The sequence below is a fragment of the Armatimonadota bacterium genome (genome assembly GCA_036504095.1).
GTDB lineage: Bacteria > Armatimonadota > DTGP01 > JAKQQT01 > JAKQQT01 > DASXUL01.
Genome location: DASXVS010000071.1, coordinates 226,034 through 246,917, shown reverse-complemented (window position 1 = coordinate 246,917; position 20,884 = coordinate 226,034). Strand labels below are relative to the sequence as shown.

At 61.6% G+C, this 20,884-nt stretch carries 14 protein-coding genes; 11 read left to right on the top strand and 3 right to left on the bottom strand.

The annotated features are described in order from the left end of the window. Positions 1-264 precede the first annotated feature (264 nt). The gene (locus VGM51_16625; GenBank protein HEY3414666.1) at positions 265-2,823 is read left to right on the top strand and encodes a choice-of-anchor Q domain-containing protein; all 2,559 of its coding nucleotides are present in this window, start codon (positions 265-267) and stop codon (positions 2,821-2,823) included. 132 nt (positions 2,824-2,955) lie between these two features. Further along, complete coding sequence (gene eno / locus VGM51_16620; protein HEY3414665.1) at positions 2,956-4,263, top strand: phosphopyruvate hydratase; 1,308 nt, start codon at positions 2,956-2,958, stop codon at positions 4,261-4,263. 121 nt (positions 4,264-4,384) lie between these two features. On the opposite strand, the gene VGM51_16615 is transcribed toward eno, so the two are convergent. Further along, positions 4,385-5,854, bottom strand: a complete 1,470-nt coding sequence (locus VGM51_16615; protein ID HEY3414664.1) for a hypothetical protein — start codon at positions 5,852-5,854, stop codon at positions 4,385-4,387. A 554-nt stretch (positions 5,855-6,408) separates the two neighbouring features. Between VGM51_16615 and VGM51_16610 the strand changes: the two genes are divergently transcribed. Next, the gene (locus tag VGM51_16610; protein HEY3414663.1) at positions 6,409-8,211 is read left to right on the top strand and encodes a 2-oxoacid:acceptor oxidoreductase subunit alpha; all 1,803 of its coding nucleotides are present in this window, start codon (positions 6,409-6,411) and stop codon (positions 8,209-8,211) included. Positions 8,212-8,236: 25 nt separating this feature from the next. Next, entirely contained in the window at positions 8,237-9,121 is an 885-nt protein-coding gene (locus VGM51_16605) for a 2-oxoacid:ferredoxin oxidoreductase subunit beta (GenBank protein ID HEY3414662.1), read from the top strand. A 151-nt stretch (positions 9,122-9,272) separates the two neighbouring features. Here VGM51_16605 and VGM51_16600 read toward each other — a convergent pair whose 3' ends face one another. Beyond that, complete coding sequence (locus tag VGM51_16600) at positions 9,273-9,911, bottom strand: prepilin-type N-terminal cleavage/methylation domain-containing protein (GenBank protein HEY3414661.1); 639 nt, start codon at positions 9,909-9,911, stop codon at positions 9,273-9,275. 105 nt (positions 9,912-10,016) lie between these two features. Then, positions 10,017-10,496, bottom strand: coding sequence for a hypothetical protein (locus VGM51_16595; GenBank protein ID HEY3414660.1), 480 nt, complete (start codon positions 10,494-10,496; stop codon positions 10,017-10,019). Positions 10,497-11,072: 576 nt separating this feature from the next. Between VGM51_16595 and VGM51_16590 the strand changes: the two genes are divergently transcribed. From VGM51_16590 to VGM51_16560, 7 genes are all read left to right on the top strand, one after another. After that, a complete protein-coding gene (locus VGM51_16590; GenBank protein ID HEY3414659.1) occupies positions 11,073-14,207 on the top strand; it encodes a lamin tail domain-containing protein in 3,135 nt (1,044 codons plus the stop codon). Positions 14,208-14,470: 263 nt separating this feature from the next. Further along, positions 14,471-15,235 carry a prepilin-type N-terminal cleavage/methylation domain-containing protein gene (locus tag VGM51_16585; protein HEY3414658.1) on the top strand — a complete coding sequence of 255 codons (765 nt, stop codon included), beginning with the start codon at positions 14,471-14,473 and terminating at the stop codon, positions 15,233-15,235. A 314-nt stretch (positions 15,236-15,549) separates the two neighbouring features. Further along, positions 15,550-17,256, top strand: a complete 1,707-nt coding sequence (locus VGM51_16580; protein ID HEY3414657.1) for an AAA family ATPase — start codon at positions 15,550-15,552, stop codon at positions 17,254-17,256. An 87-nt stretch (positions 17,257-17,343) separates the two neighbouring features. Continuing rightward, positions 17,344-18,159, top strand: a complete 816-nt coding sequence (locus VGM51_16575) for a carbon-nitrogen hydrolase family protein (protein ID HEY3414656.1) — start codon at positions 17,344-17,346, stop codon at positions 18,157-18,159. A 68-nt stretch (positions 18,160-18,227) separates the two neighbouring features. After that, positions 18,228-19,727, top strand: a complete 1,500-nt coding sequence (locus VGM51_16570; GenBank protein HEY3414655.1) for a proteasome accessory factor PafA2 family protein — start codon at positions 18,228-18,230, stop codon at positions 19,725-19,727. 105 nt (positions 19,728-19,832) lie between these two features. Continuing rightward, positions 19,833-20,018: a ubiquitin-like protein UBact gene (locus VGM51_16565; protein HEY3414654.1), complete on the top strand. Its 186-nt coding sequence runs from the start codon at positions 19,833-19,835 to the stop codon at positions 20,016-20,018. Positions 20,019-20,044: 26 nt separating this feature from the next. Next, the gene (locus VGM51_16560) at positions 20,045-20,863 is read left to right on the top strand and encodes a proteasome subunit alpha (protein HEY3414653.1); all 819 of its coding nucleotides are present in this window, start codon (positions 20,045-20,047) and stop codon (positions 20,861-20,863) included. The last annotated feature ends 21 nt before the right edge of the window (positions 20,864-20,884 follow it).

Here is a 20,884-nt window from a genome sequence, read left to right as displayed (position 1 = left end):
TGCAAAGCTCCTTTGCTCTTTCCAGAATGATAGCCTGAGCGTGCTGGCGGGGGCGAGGTTGGGGCAGGCGACTCCCGTACCGAGCGGCCAGGCGCTTCGAAGCGGGGACGCATTGAATGACCCGATTTCGCGCACTTTTCCGGGAAAATCAAGCACACAATGAACGCGAAGCGGCCTCGCGAGCGCGAATCAGGGTTAACTCCGGCGCCAGGCGATCGCCGTTCGACAACCATAAGCCATAGCTGTGAAAAGAGGGCCACTATTGTGCGACGAAATGTATTCGGTCTTACAATCCTGCGGCACGGTTTTGCGATACTGACTGTCGCGACACCCCTCCTGGTATTACCCCAGCCTGCCATTGCATCCGTGATCCGCGCGAGCCAGAGCGCAACGGGCCCACAACACGACGGCGCAAGCTGGCTCACCGCCTTTGTGACGGTTCAGGAAGCCATTGGAGCCGCCCACCCCGGAGACGAGATCTGGGTCAGCCATGGCACGTATGTAGAGAACATTATCCTTCCCTCGGGAATCTCCATGTTCGGCGGATTTGGCGGCGCCGAGGTAACCCGCGAACAGCGAGACCCCGCCCACAACCCTTCGGTGCTGGATGGGAACCAGGCCGGCTCCGTCATTACAGTATCCGCGGGAACAGAGCCTACCACGATCGACGGGTTCACCATCGGCAATGGAACCGGCAGCGGGATCCGTTGTTCCACGGGTCCGGTGACAATAACAGGGAATCAGATCACGGGAAACAGCAATATCGCGGGAGACAACCTGCGCGGCGGTGGAATCTCCGTGTCGGGCCCCGCCACAATTGCCCATAACACGATTGTGTCCAATTCGGCAACCTCCGGCGGAGGGATCTGTACAGCTGTGAGCGCTGTGATTGAAGACAATGTGATCGCCAGTAACGTGGCAGCGGTGAAGGGAGGGGGCATTGAAGTGCTCTCCGGGACCGCAACGATCCGTCGAAACAAATTGAACGCGAACTCGGCCGGGACCGGCGGAGGCATAAGCACCGAAGGGTCATACTCAGCCGCCCTTGGAGGGATCGTTATCGCAGAGAACGTCATCACCGGCAACAGCGCCAGGAGCGGAAATGGAGGCGGTATTTGCGTAGGGGGTTACTACCACTCCACGGGTTCGACGATCGTCCTGGGCAACACGATTGTCGCCAATTCCGCGCGAGCCGGAGGTGGAGTACAGGCGGATGGCGCCGCCGTTCTGACCAACACAATTGTAGCCTTCAATACTTCCAGAGTGTGCCAAGGGACATTCGGCTCAGCACAATTGACCTACTGCGACGTTTACGGCAACGACGCGTACAGCTTCAGCGGTTTGACCGATCCCACGGGCCAAACCAACAACATCTCTGCCGATCCGGGACTTTCAAGCATCTACGATGACGTTCACCTCCAGCCAAACTCGCTATGCATCGACAAAGGTGATGACACAGCCGATGCGGGGGTGAGCGATTTCTACGGCAATCCCAGGATCATTGGTGATCACATCGACATAGGTGCCGACGAAAGCGATGGCACTGCGTGGACTTCCACCGCAAAGACCTGGCACGTTTCGCCATCCGGCAACGATTCAAACGACGGTTCATCGTGGTCACTGGCCAAGCTGACCATAGGGGCAGCCGTCGCCGCCGCCGCGGGTGGCGACGAGGTGTGGGTGGCCCAGGGGACCTACTTCGAGCACCTCCTCATCCCAGCGGGCATGGGGCTGTACGGGGGATTTGCGGGATCTGAAGAACAGCGAGGCCAGAGAGACTGGAACACAAACGTTACGGTGATCGATGGAAGCCATCCGGTTAACGGCACCATGGCACTATGTGTCGCAGCGCCGAATTATGGCGTGACAATCGACGGGTTCACGATTCGGAACGGGTACGGGGGAATTGCCGCCTCACCCGCTTCCATCGTTATTGCCAACAACCTGATTTCCGGCAACCAGGTTGCGTACAGCGGCGGGGCCATCCTGGCTGAGTACGGAGCGGCAACAGTGCGAAACAACACTCTGGTTGGTAATAGAGCGTCCTACGGCGGCGCAGGGGGAGCGAGCTTCAAGAACTGCGATCTGACGTTTACCAATAACACCGTGATAGGAAACAATGGACCCAACGGGGGCGTGCTGATATCAAACCCAGTGTCCGCGCTTGTTTCCGGCAATCTGATCACGGCCAATTACGGAAGCCAATGCGGCGGAATCTATGTGGGAAGCGGGTCGGCAACCCTAAGTAACAACTCGATCGTGAGCAATTCCGGGCACGGAGTCGTGTCGGCGGGAACCCTCAACATCGTCAATTCGATCATTGCGTTCAACACCTCGGGAGGCGTCGTAACCGCCTATACGGGATCCACGGCTGTTGTCAACCACTGTGACGTGTACGCAAATTCGGCTGGGAATTTCAGTGGACTGACAGATCCCACGGGTCAGTCCGGGAACATTTCCTCAGATCCCTTGTTTCAGGATCGGCTCCGCACCGACTATCATTTGCAGTCCGGCTCGCCGGCCATCGACGCGGGAGACGATTTCTTCGTGCAGTCGGGAGCATTGGATCTCGATGGCCACGCCCGCGTGATTGGGGCGCACGTCGATCTGGGCGCGTACGAGTATGGCACGCCGGCGCCAATCCAGATAGCATTGCCGGACGTATTCAGGGCGCTGTCCCTGGCGGCCGGGATCACATCGGCCACAGAAGGCGACCTGGCAAGACTAAATCTGGAGAAAGGCGCTGTTTCGGCCGCCAGGATAGACGTCGCGGACGCCGTCCGTCTCGCACGCATTGTAGCGGGGCTCGACAGCAACCCGTGACGGCGCCCCGATCGAGGTTTCCTTGTCCCTTAAGCTCCATCGGAGTCACAATGCATTGACTACGTTGGTAGGGCGCGTCACGCATGATTCGTCGCGTCACCCAACCACCTGTTTTTACTGAAGGAGCATATTATGCCTGCGATCAAAGACATCATGGCGCGCGAGATCCTGGACAGCCGCGGCAATCCCACCATCGAGGTGGACGTTGTCCTCGAAGACGGATCCTACGGCCGCGCCGCCGTGCCCAGCGGCGCCAGCACCGGCGCCTACGAAGCGGTTGAACTCCGCGACGGCGACAAGTCCCGTTACGGCGGAAAAGGCGTCCTCAACGCTGTCAACAACGTGAACGAGGACATCGCCGACGAACTCATCGACTTCGAAGCCCTCGACCAAACCGCCGTTGACAAGGCGCTCATCGAACTGGACGGCACCCCGAACAAGGCCAAACTTGGCGCGAACGCCATTCTGGGGGTTTCGATGGCCACCGCGAAGGCCGCCGCGAACAGTGTTGGCCTGCCGCTCTACCGCTATCTGGGCGGCTTCAACGCCTGTACGCTGCCCGTGCCGATGATGAACATCCTCAACGGCGGCAAGCACGCGGACAATAGCGTAGACCTGCAGGAATTCATGGCCATGCCGGTTGGCGCCGAATCGTTCGCGGAAGGCCTTCGCATGGGCGCCGAAGTCTTCCACGCGCTGAAGAAGGTCCTCAAGGGCAAGGGATACAGCACCGCCGTTGGCGACGAGGGCGGATACGCGCCGAACCTCAAGAGCAACGAGGAAGCGCTGGACGTGATCGTCGAAGCCATCAGCGCCGCTGGATACGAGCCCGGCAAGCACGTGATGATCGCCACCGACCCCGCCTCCACCGAACTCTGGGACGAAGCCAAGAAAAAGGGCGAGGAGGGAAAGTACTACTTCTGGAAGTCCGACAAGCTGATGACGCCGGAGCAGATGGCGGATTTCTGGGCCGAGATGGCGGAGAAGTACCCGATCATCTCCATCGAAGACGGAATGGCCGAAGATGATTGGGACGGTTGGAAACTGATGACCGAACGCCTCGGCGGCAAGGTCCAGTTGGTGGGCGACGACCTGTTCGTGACCAACACGGAGCGCCTGGAAAAGGGCATCGCCCTGGACGTGACGAACAGCATCCTCATCAAGGTCAACCAGATCGGCACGCTCACAGAGACGTTCAACGCCATTGAAATGGCGAAAGTCGCCGGCTACACCGCGGTTGTCAGCCACCGAAGCGGCGAGACCGAAGACACCACGATCTCGGACATCGCCGTGGCCACCAACGCCGGTCAGATCAAGACGGGCGCGCCCAGCCGCACCGACCGCGTGGCGAAGTACAACCAGTTGCTCCGCATCGAAGAGCAGCTGGAGGACAGCGCCATCTACCCGGGTATGAAGGCGTTCTACAACATCGCACGGTAGGCCCGAGGGCTGAGGCCCAACGGCTGAGGGATTCGGGGGCGCGGGCACTGGTGTCCGCGCCCCTGCCTTCATCTGGGGGATGGAATCGCGGGGCCGCCGGCGGCCCCGCTGGCCGGCTTCGCTACGGTGACACCATCACGTCGTATGTGCCGGGCAGCACGGAGATGTTAAACGCTCCCGAGGCGTTGGTCTTGCCTTGCGCCACAACGAAGAAGCCGCTCGTCGGAGTGCTGGTGGTATGCGTCATAAGCGTCACATTCGCGCCACTCAGGACCGCCCCGCCAGGTCCCTTCACGACACCGCTGAACACCACAGTCGACGCCAACGCCGGCACCGTGAAGTCCTTCACCGTGTCTACCAGGGTGAAGACTGCCTGGGTGATGAAGTACACTGACATACTTGACGTCGATGTCGCGATGGGGGCCAGTACCACGGTCAGAGGGTATGTGCCGGGCGGAAGCGCTAGGCGATATGCGTTCGGGGTGGCTGTCTGGATCAGGTACGTCGAGGTATACTGATCGGTCGCGGCCGATTGTCCGACAACGTAGTTGCCGGCGAAGACACTGTCTATACTCGTGCCGGAGGGCGGCGTGACCGTTCCGTGAATCGTCCCGAGCGCCGGGATAGTGATGTCGCGTGTGAGTGTGCTGCCGGATACGACCGTAAGGGGTGAAGCAAAAAGATATGCGGCGACCGACACATTCGAGTCGGCTGCGTAATCATTATGGACGGAGAGATAGCCCGCCCCGGGCGGCGCCGTAACCGTATACGCGCCAACGTCAACCACCCCAGAGCCCGATCCAACCCCGGCGCTGAGCGTAAAGTCGACGGATTGGGGCACGACATCCGCGCCCGCGACGGCGCCCGCAACCATCCCGGTTACAGGCAGATCGGGCCTGACGAAGTTCTGCGTCTTGTCCGCGCTGATGGAAACCGTTGAGGGCGTCGCAGTCTGCTGCAGCGTGTAATTCGAAAAGGCTCCCGTCTGAATGTCGAAGTTGATGACCTGGGACATGACCTTGACGTTGTACGTTCCTGCCGCGAGCACCGTGGAATAGTTGCCCGTGGTGCCCGCCACCGAAGCGGCGCCGGAGCTTGAAGGGCTGCCGCCGTTCACGAAACTGAGAGAGCCGGTTGTCATGGGGAGGCCGGCCTGATTCGTGATCGACAATCCGGCGGTGGTTTTGGCGGTACCACTGAGCGTGAATCCGCCGGGAAGCGTGTAATTGCGAACCAGGTTTGACGGGATGGCGACGGAGGGGTCATTGAGTGGAAGGGCCTTCGACCCGGAAGCCGAGCCTCCGAGATTATCAAGTCCATTGATGGCGCGGAGGATGCGCGCCGCATCCAGGATGGTAATGCGTCCGTCCGGCGTATTACCGGTCGCCGATGCAACGTCGCCGGCCGCGACGTTGGACGCCATCGCTTTGAACAGCCCACCCGATATGCTGACGGCCAACCGGACATCGTTCAGCGTAACCTGCGTATCGCCATCAACATCGCCGGGAACCGTCGCCGACGCGGGTGGGCATGACCCGCAACACAGAGCCAGGAATGATACCAACATCGCCAAAGACACATATGTACGCATAGATTTCCCTTTCGTGGCGCTAAGCGCACGACCGTGCGCCCGAGATCGCCCAGTCTGCCAGTTGACACAGACCAAGCATGCCAAGGAACCATAGAAACGGACCACATTGCAGTTGAAGCCCGATGATGGAGGAGGTGACCGGCACAGGGAATGGTCAGCTGTCCCTGGCCCCACGGCCCAGCGTGTGTGCTCAGCAGTTGAGTCTTAATGGACGACAAGCACGACAGCCGACGCCTGATTCCGGCAGCTCCCCCGCGTTGAAATGTATCTGTAACATTATTTGTGCTAATGCGTTCATAGTGGTATAATTGGTACAACAGTTCAAATCCTCTTGGGGCGGGCCCGGCGCCGGGTTCTGCCGACGGATCCAAAAGGTGGTCATGTCTGTGCTGGTAACCTGGTCCGGTTGGTGAGTGCCAATGGATTGTCGCCCGCGATTTCATCAGTGAAATTGCGGGCATCGTCGCAAGTATGGGTGCACATTAGTAAGGAATGCGCCCATGCCGGCTCCCATCTATAACCGGATTTCATCAACGTGGCTGAGGAAGGCGATTATGGCTGGTAAATTCGATCTAACAATTCGTGTGGGCGGTGAAGGCGGCGAAGGCGTGATGTCTGCCGGCGAACTGACGGCGCTCGGTTTTGTGCGCCTGGGCATGAACGTCTATACCTACCGGACAAATCCGCCGGAGATCAAAGGCGGGCCGGCGATGTTCCAGTTCCGGTTGAGCGACGGTCCCGTTCTATCTCAGGGAGACGCCGCGGACTTCCTGCTCTGCTTCAACCAGGAGGCGTGGATCCTGAACGGCGATTCACTGCGGGAGGGCGGCACGCTGATGTATGACCCCGCGGAATGCGAGCCCCCCGCGGTAACGCAGGCGGGCAGGGTAATCCCGCTCCCCCTCACCCAGATCGCGAAAGACGAGGTCGGTTCGGCCCGCGCGAAGAACGTGGTGGCGGTCGGCGTGATGGCGGCGTTTGCCGGAATGCCTATGTCGAACATGGAAGAGCTTGTTCGCCTGAAATGGGGTAAGCGCCGCGCCGAGGTCCTGGATTCGAACCTGAAGGGCCTGGCGTTGGGCTACGAATACGTTCGTCAGCACATCACGGAGCACGAGGAGATGCGGCTCCCGGTCATCGAAAAGACCGAGGATCGCATCATCATGAGCGGCAACGACGCAGCGGCGTTCGGCGCACTGGCGGGCGGCCTTGAGTGTTTCTTCGGCTATCCCATCACACCGGCCACGGACATCATGGAGTGGCTGGCGAAACGCCTCCCAATGGTTGGCGGCACTGTGGTACAGACGGAGGATGAGATCGCGGCGATCACGGCGTGCTGCGGCGCGAGTTTTGCGGGCGCGAAAGTGGCCACGTCCTCATCCGGCCCCGGCGTATCGTTGATGGTCGAGGGCCTTGGCCTGGCAGTGATGGAAGAGTTGCCACTGGTAGTGTTTGACGCCATGCGCGCCGGTCCAAGCACCGGCATGCCGACCAAGACCGAGCAGGGCGATATCAACCTCGCCATCCTCGCGGCTCACGGCGACGCGCCCCGGATCGTCGTCGGCCCGAAGGACGTGGAATCATGCTTCTATACGGCGGTAGATGCGCTCAACCTCGCCGAGAAGTACCAGACGCCGGTCATTTACCTCACCGACCAGACGCTTTCAACACGCACCCAGACGTTCCGGACGCCGGATGCGACCAAACTTCAGATCGTGTCCCGCCGCCGCCCCGCCATGATCGAAACAGACGAAGCGCCGGACTACAAGCGCTATGAGCTGTCGCCCGACCACATCTCTCCGATGGCGATTCCGGGCCGCGACAATCTGCCGTATGTAGCAACGGGCCTCGAACACAATGAGCACGCCCACATCGACCAGACCCCGGCAGGGCACACCATCATGAGCGACAAGCGGGCGCGCAAGATCGAGTCCGCGGCTCAGGAGCCGGGCTGGACCGAGGAACTCGGCGACCAGAAGGCTGATATCGGAATTCTGTGCTGGGGAAGCACGGCCGGCCCTGCCAGGGAGGCCCTGGAGATACTGCAGGAGCGTGGTGTTTCCGCGAAGATGCTCTTCGTGAGGATGTTGTGGCCGATGCGCGAAGCGGAGATACGGAAGTTCATAACAGGCTGTCGCGCCATTGTTCTGCCGGAGTTGAACGGCAGCGGCCAGTATGCGCAGTTGGTGCGTTCACGCCTTTACGGCACCTCTAATGTCCCGATCGTGCGATATAACAAGGTGACAGGCCTGCCGTTTGGCGCGCACGAAATCGCCGACTTCGTCGAAGAAGTCAGCGTCCAGTACAAAGCATCCAGCATGCAGGTCTCGGCCACGATGCTGCATTCCGAATCGTGACGGCTTAAAAGCCCTGGAGGTTGATATGACGGAAGTTTTGGAAATAAAGCGGGCGGTGAAGGACTATCGGAGCGAGGTCAAGCCGACCTGGTGCCCGGGATGCGGCGATTTCGCCGTGTTGAACGCGCTGTACAAGGCGTTCGTAACGTTGAACCTGGATCCGAAGGACGTGGTAGTCGTCAGCGGCATCGGTTGCAGCGGGCGGCTTCCGGAGTTTGTGAGCACGTACGGGATGCACGTGGTCCACGGCCGCGCGCTTCCGACGGCGCTGGGAGTTAAGGTTGCGAACCCGGAACTCACGGTGATCGCCGTGGGCGGCGACGGTGACGGATTTGCCATTGGCGGCGGCCATGTCCCACATGCCGTACGCCGCAACGTGGACATCACCTACATCGTCATGGACAACGAGGTCTACGGACTCACAAAGGGCCAGCCCAGTCCGACCACGCCCGCCGGAATGAAGGCTGTACAGAACTCGTCCAGCATGCCCAAAATGGCGCCATGGGGCATCATGGACACTCCGCTGAACATCATGGGCATGGTGCTGACGTACGGCGTTTCGTTTGCGGCGCGCGGGTTCTCCGGCAAGCCGAACGATCTCAGCGAGCTCTACGTGAAGGCGCTGACCCACAAGGGATTCAGCTTCGTGCAGGCAATGAGCCCCTGCGTCACCTTCTACGACACCTATCAGGACTGGAAGACGCTGGTCGGACCGATGCCCGAGGGCTACGACTCCACTGACCGATTCTCGGCCATCCAGTTGGCCATGACCGAGGAGCTTTTCCACTGCGGAGTGTTCGTCGAGGAGGACCGCCCGACTCTGGGCGACCTGACCCGTTCGATTGCGGAGCGCTCCAAGTCGCCGAGCCGGTTGGCGGCGATACAATCGATCCTCGAATCGGTGGGCTAGGGGAGTGGTGAGGGTTGAGAATTGAGCCGTGAGAATTGAGGGTTGAGATTCGAGGATTGAGGCGGCGGCGAATGGTCCTCAAGTCTCAATTCTCAAGGCTGAAGAATGGGGCTGCGCGACGAACTCGCGCGGCCCCATTGCCGTCCGGGCTCTAGTGCGTTCCAGCGCCGGTGGCGTAGTTGTAACCTTTGATGAACTTCACGTGGCCGTCCGAAAGAAGGACGTTGCAGCCCTTCCCGTGGCGCTCGTAATCGTCGTCAACCCCGTTATGGTTACGGTCCTGGCCGTGTCCGGCCCATTCGTCCAGTACGTAGATCCCCTTGACCGTTCCCCATTTCGGGTCGCCAATGATCGGCGTACCCGGGACCCTGTCGAGTTTGTACGGCTTCTGGCCCGACCATGAGAACAGGTTCCAGTCGTAGCCGTAGCTGTACTTCTGGTCGCGGCCGGGGCGGGGGTCGCTGGGGCAGTAATAGATGCCGGTGGAGTTGACGTAAGGCCATATCGGCCCTCCGTCCGTGCTGCCTGCGCGGGAAAGGCGGGAACCCGGCTCCGGAACGCCGCGCCAGTCATGAGGCATATAGCCGTCTGAGTCGTCGGCATAGGTGCGAAACGCAACCCCGAACTGCTTCAGGTTGTTGAGGCATTCCGTCTGTTTGGCGCGTTCGCGGGCTTTGGCGAAAACCGGGAAGAGGATCGCGGCCAGGATCGCGATGATCGCTATGACCACGAGCAGTTCAATCAGTGTGAAACCACGGCAGGGCGCCGTCCTTCCGCGCGGTGACAACATGGTGTGATCCTTTGGCCGCAACCAGGCGGCCCCGATCTATTGTATCACACGCGGAGGCCGGGTGGCAGGCCTTATAAGCCTGTCACCCGGCGCTGTCTTCACGGGTTACTGCCAGGGCCAATCGTTCCGATCCTGGCGGTCGTTCGGGGCGCGTCCGAACGGTGAGTAATCCCGGTCGTCGTAGCCGCTGTTGTTGTCGCGGCGATTACCGTTGGGGCGGTAACGCGGTCCTCGGTTGCGATCGCCGCCGAGAATTTCGCGGAGGCGGTCTTTTTGGTCACCGGTCAGCACGTGGATTACGCGGCCTCGAAGTTCGGTGCTAACGTCGGCCAGGCGCTCCTGCCGCTCGAACAGATTGAGATGCCGGTTGCGTTCGATATCCCTGGCCTCGTTCCTGGCACTGCCAATAACTTCGTAGACTTTGTCGCGCTGAGAGCGCCCAAGATCGAGGCGCGTAAGCACAATACGCACGGTCTCGGCGGTCCATGTGATATTGCCCAGTGGCCCGAGGTCCCGGCTCGGCCGGGCGGATGCCGGAATTGAGAGTGCGACCGCGGCGCCAAGCAGCACTGTTAAGGTTTTCATTCTCCTGTCCTTTCCACTGAGCGCCAAGACTGTGTCATCGCCCAGTGCACGGGTCGTTCATGGATTAGGACTCCGCGTCACGGCGAGCGGTTCAGGTATAGCGGCGCAAACGTCAATGCGCGGGAGAAAGCAGGCGTGGGTCCGGGTGACGAATCGGCGGGGCACAGGAAAAGTTGACACACCACGTTGCACAAGATATAGTGTCTGTGGGCGAACTTGCCCCCAGATATTGTGTATTTTGTGCCGCATTTGGACTTCGGACCTGGCTTCAGGATGGCGCCGCGCTCCGCTCCCACAATGATTCGCGCTGCAACGCCGAATTGAGGTGAAGTGGACGCTCCCCGGACGCGGTCCTCCGCGCTCCCGGCACGCCAGCCTAAGGGCAAAATGGGGCAACCTTAAGGCGCCGTTCTCCTTAGCTTCACCGGGGAGCGATAGACTAGCATGGTCGCGGCGATCGGACCGACCGGTGGCAGGTCAACCGGCGGCGTCTCGTGCCGCGAGAGCGACTTTTCGGGCCGTCCTGGGGCCCCAACATGGCCCGTCCGGGCCAACGACCCACGGGAGACATCAGCTATGATTTCCGAGAGATGGTTGAGGCGGGCCGCAGTATGGGCCTTCGCTGCAACCGCCATTTCCTTGATGGGGCTGCGGCCGGCAAACGCCGTGAGCACCACGATTGTGATCAGCCAGGCATACGGCGGCGGCGGAAACAGCGGCGCAACGCTGAAGAACGACTTCATCGAGTTGCATAACGTCGGCACCGCTTCGGTAGATGTTACGGGGTGGACGATCCAGTACTCTTCTGCAACGGGGAATTTCCCAGCAGCGTTGGTCTACTCCGGAACGAATCCGTCGACGAACGCAACCCTGCTGTCTGGGACCATACCCGGCGGGGGCTACTACCTAGTTCAGGAGGCTGCCGGCGCGGGCGGTACGACAAACCTGCCAACGCCGGATGCCACTGGCGCCATCGCGATGAGCGGCAGCAACTTCAAGATCGCTCTCGTGAGCGACGCCAACCCCCTGGGGGCCGTGGCTTGTCCTACTGGAAGCAGCATCGTTGACATGTTGGGGGTCGGCTCGGCCACCTGCTCCGAAACCGCAGCAGCCCCGGTGCTGAGCAATACGACCGCTGCTTTGCGCAAATCAGACGGGTGCCAGGATACAGACAACAACAGCGCCGATTTCATTACCGGACCGCCCGCGCCGCGGAACAGCAGCAGCCCGCTCGTTATATGCGGCGTCGTCCTTACCGGCCCGACGGTTTCGGACGTCGTCATCAATCCCGCGAGTGGCGTCCCGGGCGCCACGGGAATCGCCATCACCGCGACCGCGGTCGCCGGCACTAATGGCGCCGTGGCAACCGTAACCGCCGACCTGACACCGATCGGCGGAACGACCGCCACGCTCACCAATACCACCGGCAATTCATACGCCGGCACCTTCACCGTTCCGGCCGCCGCTCCGTTCGGCCAGGCTTCCATCGTGGTAACCGCCACGGACAGCGGTAGCCCCGCCAAGACCGGCGCCGGGACCACCACATTCACAGTTATCGACCCGAACGCCCCGATCACCGTCGGCGCCGCGGTAGCGCTCCCGCGGCTGACCGTAGCGAAGGTACGCGGCATCGTCACCGCGATCAGCAACGGAAACGCCTACATTCAGGACCCCGACGGAACCCCCGGCGCCCGGGCGGCCACGCTGTTCGACGGATTGACGATCGATGGCACTTCCATCGATGCCACCGGTCTCCAGCTTGGCCAGGACATTACGTTCATGGGAACGATGGACGTCTATCACGCCGAAAACGAGATCACCACGATGTCCGGGCTCACTATCAACGCCTCCGGCGTGGCCCTTCCCGCGGTCAAAACCGTTACGCTGGCCGACCTGTTGGCAACGCCATCGCTGAGCAGCGACCTGGTGAAGGTCGATGAGTTGACGGTTGTATCCATCTCTACAACGGGAGCCCCGGCCAAAATCAGCGGGGGAGGCAACAGCGCGTTGATTACCGTCGCCGACGCGAGCGGTAAGCAGGCGACCGTCTATCTGCACCGCAACGCAACCGCGGGCGCGGCAATTCCATATCCTGGCGTTCCCGCGAATCCGATCCCTGCCACCGTAGTGGGAACAGGGACAACCAGCGTCGTAACGTTTGATGGCATCAAGGTCGGGGACATCTATTCGGTGACCGGCCCCGCGGCGATCACGGACTTCACGCCCTCGATCAACTTCCGCCCGCGCGATGCGAATGACTTCATCCGCACGGGCGTTGGCCTTATCTCCGCGACATCAGCGACTCCGCCCGTGGTAGCGCGCGGGTCCATCACCACACTGGGTGTAACCACCAGCGTGCCTGTCGGTCCGACCGTGACCGTGGACCTGACGCCGCTCGGCGGTTCCGCCACTCAGCCTCTGACCAACGACGGGACCGGAAACTTCACCTATGACCTCCTGGTCTCGGGAAGCGCGCCCCTTGGACCGGCCAAACTGAACGTTACCGCCACCAACGGCACGAAGGTTGGCAATGCCGTGATCAGCCTCACGGTCGTAACGCCCGTGGTTGAGGTGACCAATATCGCCCAGGCCCGCGCGGTGGCGGACTACACGCAGGTACATATCATCACCGGCGTGGCCACGGCGGTCGGGACAACCGGCGCCGGCCAGTCCTACATCCAGGATTCGTCGGGCGGCCTCTACCTGTTCAATAACTTGGCTCCGCTGGCAGCCAACATCGGCGACCCGATCGATGCGACGGGCTTCAAAGTGACGTTCAGCGGCAGCGTCGAGGTGGACTGGTCCTACACTGGGGCCTCCGCGGCTTCCACCGGAAACGGAACGCCGTTGACGCCCGCGACGGTGACCACCGCCGGTTGGCCTTCCAAGGTAGGCCAGTTGGTTGTGAACACCGGCCTCTACGTCATCTCCGGCACCGCAACGTCCGGCACTGCGTCCTTTACGGTAAGCGACGGAACATCGGTAGGCCAGTTGTTCGTCCATACCAACGCCAAGCTCACCACCTACCCGGTGGCCGGCCATACGTACAGCGTTACGGGAATCTCCGACTACTACAAGACCGCCTCCGCCGATGCGTGGCAGCTAAAGGTTCGGATGCAGAGCGACCTCGTTGAGGCCGGCACGGCTCCGGCGGCCATCCCCGTGAAGCTGGCATTCACGGCACAACCGGTGGGAACCCCGCCGGGCGTCACATTCGCGACGCCTCTGGCCGTAACCGTTCAGACATCCGCCGGCGCGACGGCTAGCGCCTTCACCGGCCCGGTCAACCTGGTCATCAAGAGCGGGACCGGCACGGCCGGCGCCGTTCTGAGCGGCGCCGCCAGCGTAAACGCAGTCAATGGCGTGGCCACGTTCAGCGGGCTCTCGATAGACCTGGCCGGCACCGGCTACGTGCTGACCGCGACGAGCACCGGCAAGGGCGCAAGCCTGTTGACACCGGCCAACAGCACAGCGTTCACCATTGGGCAGACCGTTCTGTACGGCGATATTGACAAGAGCGGTGCGGTGACCGAAGCGGACGCCGTCCTCGCGCTGAAGGTCTACGCCGGCCTCGTGCCGGGCAACGACCCAACCGTGAGCATTGTGAACGGCGACGTGTTCCCGACGACTACGACGCCCGACGGCAAAATCGACCTGCTGGACGTGATGCGAATCATCCGGACGGTCAATCACCTCGACACGCTGCAATAACCAGACGGGAATCGGGAGCCGGAAGACCGGAGGAGGGTTCGCATATGGCGTCCCAGTTCGGTCCACCGGCTCCCGGCTCCCGACGGTTGATCGCTTCGCTAGCATGCTTGCGGGAGAGCGAAGGATTTCGGTATAATCACGGGGGACCGATGGACATTTCCGGAACCACGCGGGCTTGCGGCGAGGGCCGTAGTCCGGGGGTTGGACTTGAGGAGCGGGAGCACCGTCTCCCCGTTGCTTGAGTTGATAAGGAGAACACTGACTTGAAGAAACACCACTCGGCGGGCTTCACGCTGATTGAGTTGCTGGTTGTGATTGCCATCATTGCGATTCTGGCCGCGATCCTCTTCCCGGTATTCGCGAAGGCCCGGCAAAGGGCACAGGCGACAACGTGCGCATCGAACCTGAAGCAGTTCGGCACGGCGTTCATGATGTACGCCGACGATTACGAGCAGCGCTTGCCCAGCCCAGGCGGTCAGGCCAGTTGGAACGATGTTTGGGATCAGAACAACGGAGCCACGTTGAACGCCTACGTTTCGCGGGGCGCCAGGGCTCAGAAATCAGCGGCGGGTATCTGGACCTGCCCCGGTTACGAAGCGAAGGGGCTTTCGACAAAGCAGGCCAACGCCGCGAACGGCTTCGCGCCTCGCAGTTACGGCATGAACTCGTACTTGCGAAGCACACCGGACGTGGAATACCCCGCGTGTAACAACATCGACGGCGGTATAGTCATCACGCAGCTCAAGACCTCCGCCGGCACGGTTCTTCTCTACGAGGGAATCTACAACCGCGCCACCGGTTACGTTGGGCGCGCCGGTTCCATCAACCAGGTCATGGGCTATTACGACAACCCGGCGAGCGACGATGAGAAAGCCTGGTCCGAGGGCTGGCACAACGGCATGAACGAGTATCTGTGGTGCGACGGGCACGTTTCATCGATGAAGCCGGAGAAGCGTTCCGAGTTCTCGTCCGGATTCCCGGGCTGGGATGAAAAGAACCGCTGGTACGCGCGCAAGAACCGGCACTAACGGTTTCGGAACCCGTATTCCGGCGCGGGTGTCATCCTAAGCGGGGCCTCTCTTCAAGAGGGGTCCCGCTTTTGGATGTGGGAAGTGGGATGTGGGAAGTGGGAAGTTGGAAGTGAGATGCGGTGTTTATGCACCACTAATGTAGGTTTGACCGGTAGTGTCGGCGTCCTCGCCGACAGCCGACCCAACGGGCCGGCCAACGCAGGCGGACGCTGCGCGCCCGTTGTCGGCGCGGACGCCGACACTACCGCGACGCGGGCGGGTATTACAGGCGTGTCTTTGTGGTCGAGTTCGGGCGTGCGGAAAGGCGGGGGATGATGGCGAAGCGTGACAAGTTTGAGATGGACGATGATTTCGAGATTCCGGAGACTCAATTGCGGGCAAGCGCGCTCATGGACGAGATTCTGTCGTCACCCTCTGCGATGGAAGACCCGCGCATGCTGCGCCAATTGCTGATGCTGCGGCACCAGGTGGAAGTTGACGAAAAGCAGTTGGACGAGGCTCAGGGCGTGCTCTCGGAGTATGAGGAAGCGTATGAGAAGCTGACGCAGCCGGCGAACCGCCTGGGAACCTATCTGGGTGTGGCCGATGATGAGGGAAACGTTTTGATCAGTGTCGGAGACACGGAATTCGTGTCCAAGGTCGATCCCAAAATGCAGGACCCTCACCTTCGCGTGGGTACACGCGTACGGGTAAACGAGGCCTACGCGGTCGTGGGCGACATGGGGCCGCATACCGCCGGACCGATCGTGAAAGTCTCCGACGTGCTGGAAGGTGACCGCCTTCGCGTGGCAACAGACCCCCAGGGCCAGTCGGGCCGCATCGTTCAGCGCGGCGCGACGCTCACGGACGTTGGGCTGAAGAAGGGTGACGAAGTCCGGCTGGAGCCATCCATGCGGGTGGCGCTGGAGCACTTCGAGCAGACCGAATCGCAGGACTATTTCCTGGAGACGGTGCCGGAAATCCCGTGGATCGCCATCGGCGGCCAAGACGAGGCGATCCGTCTGATCCGCGATACCATCGAGGGTCCGCTGCTGCACCCGGAGATTTACGAACGTTTTGAAAAGAAGCCTCTGAAGGGCATCCTGCTATTCGGACCTCCGGGGTGCGGCAAGACGCTCATCGGCAAGGCCACCGCGTACAACCTGACACGGGAGTACAACAAGCAGACGGGCAAGAACATGAAAGAGTACTTCATGTACATCAACGGCCCAAAGATTCTGAACATGTGGCTGGGCGAGACCGAGCGGATGGTCCGCGAGATCTTCAGCACTGCCCGCGAAAAGGCATCGACCGGACACCTGGTGTTCATCTTCATCGACGAGGCGGAGAGTATTCTGCGCACGCGGTCGAGCGGGCGGTATCTGAACATCTCGAATACGGTTGTGCCGCAGTTTTCCGCGGAGATGGACGGCCTGGTAAAGCTGGAAAACGTGGTGGTTCTGCTGACGAGCAACCGGCCGGACTACATCGACCCCGCCATCCTGCGGCCGGAACGCATCGACCGGAAGGTGAAGATCAACCGGCCGGACAAGCGCGCCGCCAAGGACATCCTGGGCATTTACCTGCACCCGACCATCCCGCTGGACATCAGCGCGCTTGAGGCGAACGATTGCGACAAGGAGAAGGCGCGCAAGGCGCTGGTGGACGGCACGCTGGCGTATATCTTCCGGCGGGAGGATGAGACGCGGTTCCTGGAGGTATTTTTCCGCAACGGGAGCTCGGAAACCCTCTACTGGCGCGACCTGCTCAGCGGGGCGCTCCTGATGAGCGTTGTGGAGCGGGCTAAGGACTACGCCATCAAGCGGGCCATCGAGAGCGGCAACCCGGACACCGGCCTGACGCAGGAGGACCTGGAGCGCGCGGTGAAGACGGAGTTCAAGGAGAACGAGATCTTCCCGAAGAGCGACACCCAGGAGGACTGGTTGAAGCTCCTGGATTACGAGCCGGAGAACGTGGTGAACGTGCGTCCGATCCGGACGGATGGCGGCGGCGGGCGAGGGCGCCGGAACGTGATCTGAGAGGCGAGAACTGAGACTTGAGACTCGGGAATTGAGACCGGACGGAGCGATCCCTCAATTCTCAATACTCGATACTGGGGGGCTTCGATGGCTGAAACGACAAAGGTTGCGGCGGTTCAGATGGACGTGGCATTCTCGGACGTGGACTGCAATCTGGACCGCGTCCGTAGTTTCCTGCACAAGGCAGCGTCGCGGGGGGCACGGCTCATCGTGTTCCCGGAGTGCGCGCTGACGGGGTATTGCTTTACGTCGAAGGACGAGGCGATGCCGGCCGCTTACGAAGCGCAAGCAGTCATCCCGGACCTTGTTGACGCGTGCCGTGCGTACGACGTGACGGCCGTTGTCGGCACACTGCTGCCCGACGGTGACGCACTGTACAACGCGGCCCTTACCGTAACGCCGGACGCCGCCGAGCCTTCCGTTTACAGGAAGACGCACCTGCCGTTCCTCGGTATCGACAAGCATACCGCAAAGGGCGGCTGCCTGGAGGTCGTGGACACACCGGTCGGGAGAGTGGGCACGATCATCTGCTACGACCTACGCTTCCCGGAGGCGGCACGCACGCTGGGCCTGAAGGGCGCAGACATCATCTGCGTGCCGACCAACTGGCCGGAAGGGGCAGAGTCTTCGCCGGATTTCGTGGCGCGAACGCGGGCATATGAAAACCGGGCCTGGCTGGTCGCGTGCAACCGGGTAGGGACGGAGAGAGGCTTCACGTTCATCGGCCGGAGCCAGATCTGCGATCCCGGCGGCGCGAAGGTCGCCGAGGCGGACGGTTCAAGCGAGACTATTCTCTACGCCGACGTGGACGTATCGCGTTCGCGGGACAAGCGGGTAATCATCCGCCCCGGCGAATTCGAAATGGATCTGTTCGGGGACAGACGACCGGAGATATACGGCTGAAGCATCCGGCATCCAGGATTCAGCATCCAGGCCAGACGCCGGACCGGGGACTGAATGCTGGATGCCGAATGCTGGATGCTCTCACTATGTACGGCATCGAAACCGAGTACGGTATTCACGTTGACGGTAAGGGCGCTTCCGATATGCTGGCGGAAGCGCGGGGAGTTGTTCGCGCGTACAAAGGGCGGTACGCTTCACCGTGGAACTACGGCGCGGAGAATCCGCGGCGGGATATGCGCGGATTCGATGTCAGCCATCTGACGCGCGACGCGACGGACGCTCAGTTCGACAAGAGCAGCGCGCATTTCAGGAACCAGAGTGACGAGCGATCGGACCGCGTGCTGGCTAACGGCGCCCGATTCTACAACGACCACGGGCACCCCGAGTATGCGACCCCGGAATGCCGTAATCTCTTCGACCTCGTCGCGCACGATAGGGCAGGGGAACGCATCGTGTGGGAGTGCGCACAGACCCACGCGGAGACCGGCGAACCGGTAACGATCTACAAGAACAACACCGATTTTCACGGCGCATCCTACGGGTGCCACGAAAGCTATCTTCTCTCGCGTTCCGTCCCGTATCTGGAGATGGAACGCGCGCTGATACCGTTTCTGGTTACGCGACAGATATTCGCCGGCGCGGGCAAAGTCGGGCTGGAACCCGCGTCGCGCAGCGATTGCGTGTACCAGTTGAGCCAGCGGGCGGATTTTGTCACCGAGGAGGCCAGCGTCGATACGTTGGCGAAACGGCCCATCGTCAACACGCGGGATGAACCGCACGCGGACGCCGCCAGGTACAGGCGGTTGCACGTTATCGTTGGTGACGCTAATATGTGCGAAACCTCCACAGCGCTGAAGGTGGGCAGCATGGCGCTGGTCCTGCGTCTGCTGGAGACGGGGTGGCGCCCGGCGATAACTCTCCGGGACCCGGTGAAGGCCATCCGCGATGTTTCCAGAGACCCCTCGCACAAGTGGCTCGTCGAACTGGATGGAAAGCGCACGATGAGCGCGGTCAATATCCAGAGGGTCTACTGCGAGGAGGCGCTCAAGGCGCTCACCGAACTGCCGGACGACCTTTGCTGGGTGGGGCGTGAATGGCTGCGCACGCTCGACGAACTGGAGCGCGACCCTATGGGTCTGGCGGACCGCCTGGACTGGGTTGCCAAGCTTCGCCTCCTGGAGGAGTTTCGGGAATCGGAAGGCCTGGATTGGGACGACCCGCTGATGCGCAGCCTGGATCTTGCCTACAGCGATGTGGATCCGGAAAACGGATTGTACCAGGGGTTGGAACAGGATGGCCACGTGACGCGTTTAATTGATGATGGCCGAGTGTCACGCGCTATGCTCGAACCGCCCGCGGATACCCGCGCGGCGGTACGTGGAGCCTTTGTGCAGCGGTTCGCGGAGAGCATCGAGAGCGTCTCGTGGGGTGGAGTGGTACTGAACCTGGGAGCGGAACGGGTAGTCGTAGAGTTGGGGGTGTCCGGACCGCGGACAAGCGCCCGCTGCGCCGAGGCCGTTCTGGGGGCGGCGACGGAAGAAGAGGCAGTGGCTGCGCTGGCTTCCTGAGCGAGAGTCCGAAACACCCTTTGTTACATGGAAACTCGGCGCATCCATCAGGATGGCGATTTCTTGATTCGGTCTGCTATGAGGCAGGCGCCTGGGAGGTCTGAGATGGCAGTGCAATTTGAGGAGCGACGCGTGCTTCCTGGTCCGGAGCCCGCCCGGAAGCTGGGAGATGGCGGTGGAGGACCGGGCCGTCCGGATGTGAAACGTCCGGACACACGCCGCCTCATGGAACGCATGAAACGCGTGGACCCCGACCAGGCGAAACGATACCGGCAGCGGAGCGGAGAGTAGCGGTACGACGAAGGCGGAAGGTGCTTATGCGGAACCAGATCGAAGAGCGACAGCAGCAACCATTTGACGGCGCCGGCAGGGCAGGGGATTTTCTGGCGGTGCTGGAGAGAACCGGCCACCCGATCGCGAGGCCGGGGGCTATATCCGGACCCGGCGATGTGACGGAGATCCACGGAACCACCGTCATCGCGGTGAAGTACAAGGATGGCGTCCTGAACGTCGGGGACCGCCGCGCCACAGGCGGCACGGCGATTCTGTACGACCGCGCGGAGAAGATCGTGCCCCTGGACACGCACACCCTCATCGCGATCAGCGGATCCTACGCCACCGCCACGAATATCATCCGGTACCTCCAGCACTCCTTCAAGTACTTCGCGCGCACGCAACTGCAGGAGATGAGCCTGGACGGAAAACTGAGCGAATTGGGACGGATGATCGCCCAGAATCTGCCGAATGCCATGCAGGGCATCGGCGCGTTTCTGCCGGTGCTGAGCGCGTGGGACGCCACGAATGATGAAGGGCGGATCTACTTCTACGACGGTATGGGCGCCCGATTCGAAACGCGGGAGTTCGGCGCCGCAGGCAGCGGCAGCGGTCCCATCCGCGGCGCCTTCGACTACATCGTGCGGACCAAGGGGCCGTTTCACGAAATGAGCCGGGAACAGGCGCTGAAGGAATGCCTCACTCTCCTGGACATAGCAGCGGACCTGGACAGCGCCACGGGCGGCTATTCCAAGATTCTGCCCATCGCGAAGGTCGTCGAACGCGCCGGGGTGGTGGCTATCAGCGACGAGGAAATCACGGCGGCGCTTGGCGGGATTTCGGAAGCCCAAACCGGGGCGTAAGGGCTCCCCTTCAACTGTGCG